At 68.2% G+C, this 1,207-nt stretch carries 1 protein-coding gene; it reads left to right on the plus strand.

All coding sequences use genetic code 11. The annotated features are described in order from the left end of the window. Window positions 1–55 precede the first annotated feature (55 nt). On the plus strand, window positions 56–1,207 hold a 1,152-nt coding region (gene glyS / locus RH90_RS03705), incomplete at its 3' end, for a glycine--tRNA ligase subunit beta (protein ID WP_010183963.1).

Genomic DNA, 1,207 nt, shown 5'->3' on the forward strand with positions numbered 1-1,207 from the left:
CTCCACCATTCGCTGAATGCTCATGGTCCCCCTCCCCGTTCCGGGGAGGAGCACGATGACGGACTTTCTGCTGGAGCTGCGCTCCGAGGAAATCCCCGCGCGGATGCAGGATCGCGCGCGCGAGGATCTTGCCAAGCTGTTCACCGCCGAGCTCGCCAAGGCCGGCCTCCAGCCCGGCGAGCCGCAGACCTACGCCACGCCGCGCCGGCTCGTGCTGATCGCGCGCGATCTGCCGGCGCAGACCGCCGCCGTGTCGGAAGAGACCAAGGGCCCCAAGACGAGCGCTCCGCCACAGGCGCTCGAAGGCTTCCTGCGCAAAACCGGCCTCGCGCGCGAGCAGCTGGTCGAGCGCGATGGCATCCTGTTCGCGGTGATCGACAAGCCCGGCCGCGCCACCGCCGATGTGCTGGCGGCCGCGATCCCCGCGATCGTCCGCGCCTTCCCCTGGCCCAAGGCGATGCGCTGGGGCGCTGCCTCGACCACGATGGAATCGCTGCGCTGGGTCCGCCCGCTGCAGGGGATCGTCGCCTTGTTCGGCGACGACGTGATCGAGTGCGAGATCGCCGGGATCAAAAGCGGCGCCGCGACCGTCGGGCATCGCTTCCACCATCCGCACGTCATCACGATCGGCAGTGCGAACGACTATGTCGAGAAGCTGCGCGCCTGCCATGTGATCGTCGACCAGGCCGAACGCCGCCAGATCATCGCGCTCGGCGCGACGATGGCCGCGCGCAAGGCCGGGCTCGAGCTGGTGCAGGACGAGGGGCTGTTGACCGAGAACGCCGGGCTGACCGAATGGCCGGTGCCGCTGCTCGGCCGCTTCGACGAGGCGTTTCTGGAAGTGCCGCCCGAGGTGATCCAGCTGACCGCGCGTGTGAACCAGAAGTATTTCGTATGCCGCTCGGCCGACGGCGCCTTGGCGAACGCCTTCATCTGCACCGCCAATATCGACGCGGCCGATGGCGGCGCGAAGATCGTCGAGGGCAACCGCAAGGTGCTCGCGGCGCGGCTGTCCGACGCGAAATTCTTCTACGAGACCGATCTCAAGGTGCCGCTCGAAGAGCAGGCCGCCAAGCTCGACCGGATCGTGTTCCACGAAAAGCTCGGCACGGTGGCGGACAAGGTCGATCGCGTCGCGAAGCTCGCGCGGTGGTTGGTGGAAGAGGGCATCGTCGCGTCTTCTTCTCCCTCTCCCCTCCGGGGAGAG

It is taken from the genome of Sphingomonas sp. PAMC 26605, from assembly GCF_000241485.1.
Taxonomy (GTDB): domain Bacteria; phylum Pseudomonadota; class Alphaproteobacteria; order Sphingomonadales; family Sphingomonadaceae; genus Sphingomonas.